Source organism: Salinisphaera hydrothermalis C41B8 (assembly GCF_000732535.1).
Lineage (GTDB): Bacteria > Pseudomonadota > Gammaproteobacteria > Nevskiales > Salinisphaeraceae > Salinisphaera > Salinisphaera hydrothermalis.
This window is the reverse complement of sequence record NZ_APNK01000004.1, coordinates 188,634-194,925: the sequence shown is the minus strand read 5'-3', so window position 1 is coordinate 194,925 and position 6,292 is coordinate 188,634. Positions and strand designations below refer to the sequence as shown.

Annotated in this window: 4 protein-coding genes; all 4 read right to left on the bottom strand. The window is 61.3% G+C overall.

The window, feature by feature from the left end; translation table 11 throughout:
* Positions 1-161: 161 nt before the first annotated feature.
* Complete coding sequence (bla, locus tag C41B8_RS05055) at positions 162-1,058, bottom strand: class A beta-lactamase (RefSeq protein WP_198025055.1); 897 nt, start codon at positions 1,056-1,058, stop codon at positions 162-164.
* Positions 1,059-1,083: 25 nt separating this feature from the next.
* The gene (locus tag C41B8_RS05050; RefSeq protein WP_037335023.1) at positions 1,084-2,028 is read right to left on the bottom strand and encodes an alpha/beta hydrolase; all 945 of its coding nucleotides are present in this window, start codon (positions 2,026-2,028) and stop codon (positions 1,084-1,086) included.
* A gap of 75 nt (positions 2,029-2,103) precedes the next feature.
* Complete coding sequence (locus tag C41B8_RS05045; protein WP_269634388.1) at positions 2,104-3,429, bottom strand: methyl-accepting chemotaxis protein; 1,326 nt, start codon at positions 3,427-3,429, stop codon at positions 2,104-2,106.
* 405 nt (positions 3,430-3,834) lie between these two features.
* Positions 3,835-6,189: a sensor domain-containing phosphodiesterase gene (locus C41B8_RS05040; protein WP_037334919.1), complete on the bottom strand. Its 2,355-nt coding sequence runs from the start codon at positions 6,187-6,189 to the stop codon at positions 3,835-3,837.
* Positions 6,190-6,292 lie beyond the last annotated feature (103 nt).

Genomic DNA, 6,292 nt, shown 5'->3' with positions numbered 1-6,292 from the left:
CAAGCTTAAGCCATGCGGTCACCGCCGCCTTTCACGCTTATCTGCGAAGAACCTTTTATTTTGGCCGGCCCGAGAGCGTGGCCATGATTGCGCCGCCGCTGCAACAGCGCGGCTGATCGCTTGCGTTGCTCGCCGGGCTGATAGCTGCCAGGCGTGAACCCCTAGTTGGTGTAGAGGCGTCCGATCAGCCGTCCGACATCCGCGATCGGTCGATCCCGATCGACCGCCCCTGGCGCGCCGGTAAAGAACACCGCGATTAGCAGAGGCGGGCCATGTGGCGGCCATGCGATGGCGACATCGTTGGCCGTGGCGAGGTCACCCGAGCCGGTTTTATCGCCGACACGCCAGCTCGCTGGCAACCCCGCGCGCAGTCGTTTGTCTCCGGTACGGCCGTCGATCATCCAGCCGGTCAGGCGTCGGCGCGAGGACGCGGTCAGCGCGTCACCGAGCAGAATAGACCGCATGGTGCCCACCATGGCCACCGGCGTACTCGTATTGGCGACTGACCCGGCTACGATTTGCGAACAGATCGGTTCGCGTGAATCCAGCCGTGTGACACGATCGCCCAGTCCGCGTAGATAGGTATTCAATGCGTCCGGGCCGCCGAAGGAGTCGAGCACAAGGTTGGCGGCACTGTTGTCAGACCAGCGCACGGCAGCACGAGCGAGCGCGCCGAGCGTCATGCCGTCCGTCAGATGACCTCGGGTGATCGGTGAATAGATCACCAGATCTTTGGGTTCGTAAGTGATACGACGATTCAGTCGCTCGCTGCCGGCATCGACATTGGCGAGCATGGCGGCCGCTGCGAAAATCTTGAAGGTGCTGCACATGGGAAAGCGTTCGTCGCCGCGATAGCTGGCAATGCGGCCGGTGGCCGAATCGAGCACGGCGACGCCCAAGCGGCCGCCGTACTGGCTTTCGATATGTGCGATCCCCGCGACTAAGCGCCCCGCCGTGGGGGTGGCGGCCTGCGTGCTAAAGCACAACATGGCCGTCAAACAGACCGCAAACAGCCGGTACGGCGTCAGGCGCCGGGTACCGGCGAGGTGCGATGACAAACGTTGTCCCTTCGTTCTGTGGAGGTCAGCTTGTAAGCGCTTCGCGTACGGCATCGGCTACGCGATCGAGCATGGTGCTGGTGACCGCTAACCACGCGAACATTTCGATCGAGCCGTGGATTACGCCCGGGAAATGCGCATGGTCGCAGGCGACGCCCTCGTCACGCAGACGCGTGGCATACAGGGCGCCCTCGTCCATCAGCACGTCGGCGCCGGCTGTCAGTACCAGCGCCGGCGCGACCCCGGCCAGTGAACCGGCCATCAGCGGCGATACGCGCCAGTCGTTGGTATCGGTCGATTCATCCGTGGCGTGTTGGCCGAACCAGTCCATGAATTCGGCGGTCAGGGGCGGGATATGCCCATTGCGCGAACGGGACGGGTAATATCGGGCGGGGCCGCGCAGATCGGTTGCGGGATAAATAAGGGCTTGATAGGCCAATGGCCATCCCTGATCGCGCGCGGCCAGCGCGACCACTGCCGACAGATGTCCGCCCGCGCTGTCGCCGGCTACCGCCACGCGTTCGGGATCGATATCCAGCTCGGCTGCGTTCGTGGTCAGCCATTTGAAGGCGGCGATGGCGTCGTCACTAGAGGCCGGCAGCGGGTGCTCTGGCGCGAGACGGTAGTCGACCGCAATCAATTGACAGCCGCTGCGTTGGGCCAGCTGACGACAGATCCGGTCATGCGAGTCCAGGTCGCCCAATACCCAGCCGCCGCCGTGGAAATAGATCAGGGTCGGCGCCGGCGTCTCGTCGAGACCGTCGGGCCGGTAACGCCGGATGGCGATCTCGCCGACCGGGCCCGGAATATGTCGGTCTTCGACCGCGGCCATGGCCACCGGTTGGCCGCCGGATCGGGCTAGCGTTTCGACATAGAGCTGCCGGGCCTCGGCAACCGTCAGATCGGTGAATGAAATATCGGCGCTATTGAGTTTATCGACTACGGCCTGTACTTCGGGGATGAGCGTCATGAAACCGCCACGCATGCAAGACAGGGCCACAACGTAGCGCAAAAACAGGGGCTGCAATAGTCGGTTCGGCGGTGTTCAGTGGTTATGAGTGGCCAGTTCTCGCAATGTCCGGTCGAGGCTGGCGATCTTGCCGGCCTGAGTCTGCGAAGCCTCCGCAATCTGCCGGATGCGCGTATCGACCTGGTGCGTGGCTTCGACGATTCCCGTCACGGCGCGGTGCGTTTGTGTCGCGCCGTCGCTGCACTCGCCGAGCGAGCCTGTGATGCCACGGATGAGAGCGGCGATGTCGCGTGCTGCGTCGGCGCTTTGGGTCGATAGCTGGCGTACGTCCTGGGCAACCACGGCGAAACCGCGGCCGTGCTGGCCGGCACGAGCAGCCTCGACGGAGGCATTTAACGCCAGGATGTTGGTTTGGAAAGCGAGCGAATCGAGCGTACTCACGATCTGAGCCATGTCGCGGGCGCGCGTGTTGATGGCATCGATTCGCTTGACCAGCTGTTCGACGATCGTGCCGCCCTCCCGCGCGCGGATGGCGGCATCGTTCGACGATTCACGGGCGGTTTCGGCGTCGGACGCGATGGCGGGGACGGTGTCCGAGAGCTCATCCAGGGATGATTGTAAGTGCGTAACGGCGAGCGTTTGTGCGGTCACGTCGGTCGCATACTTCACGATCTTGAATGGCTCGCCCGTATTATCGAAAATCGGGTTGTAGCTGGCCTGGATCCAAACGGGCGAGCCATTTTTATGGCGTCGCCGGAACAGGGCGGCTTTGTAATGACCCAGGCGCAAGTCGTGCCAGAACTGCCTGTAGTCTGGTGATTCGCATTCTTCGGCTTCGACGAATATCCGGTGATGCCGGCCGACGATCTCGTCGCGCCGGTACCCCATGGCATTCAAGAAGTTATCGTTGGCATCGAGCACGGTGCCATCGAGTTCGAAACTGATCACCGCCTGCGAGCGATTGATGGCAGCGATCTGACCTTTCAGGTCGGCTTGCCGCCGCTCGGCATCGGTGACGTCCACGACATGCTGGATGATCTTATGGACGCGTCCACGTCGGTCGCGAATCGGCTTGTAACGCGCCTGTATCCACAGGTCTCGACCATCGGAACAAACGTACTGATATATACCTGACTCGGCCTCGCCGGATGCCAGGCGGGCCCAGAGTCGTTGATACGCCGGTTGTTCCACCACCGCCCGAGGAACGAATATACGGTGGTGATGGCCCACGACCTTGCCTAACGCGTAACCGACAGTAGTCAGGAAATGCGGACTCGCGTCGATCACGGTACCGTCTGGCTTGAATACGACTATCGCTTGTGTGGTTTCGGCGTTCTTGGTCTTTAGGGCCTTACGAGGGTGTCGGCGCGGCCGACTCAACGCGGCTAAAGCGAAATTCATCATTCCCGTTTCTCCCCGTGTGACGCGACGTCGATGTCGAGCACAGCTGAACCCGCATACTGTTGTTATCGGCCTGCTGGGGAGCGTCTTTATGTTTTATTTTAATATTTATGTGTTTGATTATTAATGGGTATTTATTTTTTGTAAAAAATAAGGCGGTAAATAATTTTAACGCCTAATTTTCCGGCGCTGATTTAACAGGGTTTGTTTTGCGCGCTTCCCGCAGTTCGCGCTGGCGCGATCGAAAATTTTGGCCGTTGAGCCTTCCAGCCGATCGCGACCCGGCGATCTTACGAGCGGAGTCTGGTTGTTCGGGACGCCGCCAAAGCCCGTGCCTGAACGTGCTCAGTGGCGAGTGGCAGTGCGAAATGGGGCAGCGCGACAGTCTGGGATTCTTGTTGCCTGTTAAGGCAGCTGCCAGCAAAAGTTCCGCGCCCATTCCAGGGCCGCATCGGCCGGTAGGGGGCGGCTGTAGAGAAAACCCTGGCCGTATTCGCAGCCCATTTCGATCAGGCGGGCCTGGGTGGCCGTGTCCTCGATACCTTCGGCCACGATATGTCTTTTGAAGCTCTTTGCCAGGCCGATGATAGCGTGGACGATCATTTCGTCGTCGCTATTGTCGCGCATGTCCTGGACGAACGAGCGGTCGATTTTGATTTCATTCGCGGGCAGACGTCGGAAATAGTCGAGTGAGGAATACCCGGTGCCGAAATCGTCCAGGGAAATCTGTACCCCGAGTTCACGACAGGCCTGAAGCGTCTCGATGACGCGGTTGGAATCGTCCAGTGCGGTGGTCTCGAGCAGCTCGAGTATCAGACGTTCGCGGATGCGGAATGGGCACGCCTGCAACGCGTGCCATAGATCGTCGCAGAACGTTGGGCTGAGGAAGTGCGACGGGCTCAGGTTGACGCTGATGCTGTAGTTCAGCGCTTCGGAGTCGAGTCGGTGAAGCTGGGCGATCGCCCGCTCGATCACGAAGCGACCCACGGCGCCGGCATGATCGGTATATTCGAGATGATCGATGAAAGCGCGCGGCGAGATCAGGCCGTCGGTGGGATGATTCCAGCGCAGCAGTGCCTCGAAGCCAGCGACTCGTCGGCCGATCAGATCGATTTTGGGCTGGTAATGCAGTTCGAGCTGTTCTTCGGTCAGCGCGTCGCCGATGCGATCGAGCACGCGGCCGCGGGCCTGGTGCGACAAGTGTCGGGCCAAGTCGAAATGTTCGTGCCGGTTCTTGCCGTATTCCTTGGCGGTGTACATGGCTTGATCGGCATGGCGCAGGAGCAGGTCGACGTTCGAATCATCGTCGGGATACAGGGTGACCCCCATACTAGCGCTGACTTGCAGCGCCGTCCGCCGATAGGGCAACGGGGCTCGGATGGTGTCGAGCAGACGTGTATAGGCTTGCTCATCGTCGATATCGTGCAGTATCAGCACGAACTCGTCGCCGCCGAGGCGGCCGATCAGGTCCGGTGGGCGCACCGTCTTGCGCAATCGTTTCGCGATCGCGCGTAAAACCGTATCGCCGGCGCTACTGCCATGGGCATCGTTGATGTCCTTGAAACCGTCCAGATCGAGCAGGCAGACGGACAATGTGTGCCCACAGCGGCCGGCTTCGAGCAGCGTCTGTTCGAACAGCGCGCTCAGGTGATGGCGATTCGGCAGCCCGGTGAGTGCATCGTAGCGTGCGGCGCGTTCGAGGCTTTTTTCGTGTTCGCGTTTTTCACGATAGAGCCGGTCGCGCTCGATCAGGTTGCCAATGGTTTGCAGCAACGGCTCGAGTTCGTGGGCCAGGCCCGGGGCGTATTCGATATCGCGATTGGCTACACCCACCAGTCCGACCTGACGTTTACCAGAGAACACCGGCATGCCCATGTACGACTTGATTGGCGGGTGGCCGGGCGGAAGGCCTCCGCGGCGCGGATCGGTGGCCAGATCGTGCGAGATGACGACTTCGCCGCTGATCATGGGGGCACTTATCAGATTGTCCAATTCATCGAAGACCATGCCGCGTTCACGCACTCGCTGATACAGCGCCTCGGTCGCCGGACTCCACGCCAGGTTCGTAATGGCTTCGACCTTCAGGTACGGCGCATCGTCTGGTTTGCGCAGCATTTCGCCAACGAAGCCGAACCGGCTTCCGGTGAGAAGCAGTAGGTCGTTGAGCACGACCTCGTAGGCGGTCCGTTTCCCCACCCCGGCGAGAAAAGCGTTCTGCGCCCGGTGAATCGCCTGATTCAGATCAGCTTGCTGGATATAGCATCCGTGCATGCCCGGGGCCCGGGACGGCCGGGCCAACTCTTCTTCGATGAGAGACGCGAGTGTATAGAGCACCTCAAGATCGACATCCTCGGCCGCGCGCGGTGTGTCGTCGATCACGCACAGCGTACCGATCCGGAATCCCTGTGGTTCGTGTATCGTGACGCCGGCATAAAAGCGGATGCCGGGCGACCCCGTTACGGCTGGATGATCCGCCATGCGAGAGTCGCGTTGGGCATCGCTTATGACAGCGACCTCGCTGTCGCGTAGCGCGAGTTGACAGAAGGAGCCGCATCGCGGGGCGTCGGTGTCGGATAAGCCCTGATGCGATTTGAGCCACGCTCGTTCCGTGCCCATGAGCGTAAATAACGCGATGCGGGTGTCGTAACAACGCCGCGCGATCCGGGTTAGCCGCTCGAAGCGCTCTTCGGGCGGGGTGTCCATCAGGTTCAGTCGGTCGAGTGCAGCCAGTCGTCGAGTTTCGAGCTCGGACGAGTCCATACGATGTCCCGGCGTGTCAGGGCTGACGGGCCCAGGTAGGCCGTTTTTGCGCGAGCCGGGTGTCAGCGGGTGTATCCGCGCTCGCGTGGGGAATACGCTGCCG

What these genes read in the sequence shown, in the direction of transcription:
- C41B8_RS05050 (WP_037335023.1), bottom strand. Translation starts at nt 2,028, where the DNA reads ATGACGCTCATCCCCGAAGTACAGGCCGTAGTCGATAAACTCAATAGC.
- C41B8_RS05045 (WP_269634388.1), bottom strand. Translation starts at nt 3,429, where the DNA reads ATGAATTTCGCTTTAGCCGCGTTGAGTCGGCCGCGCCGACACCCTCGT.
- C41B8_RS05040 (WP_037334919.1), bottom strand. Translation starts at nt 6,189, where the DNA reads ATGGACTCGTCCGAGCTCGAAACTCGACGACTGGCTGCACTCGACCGA.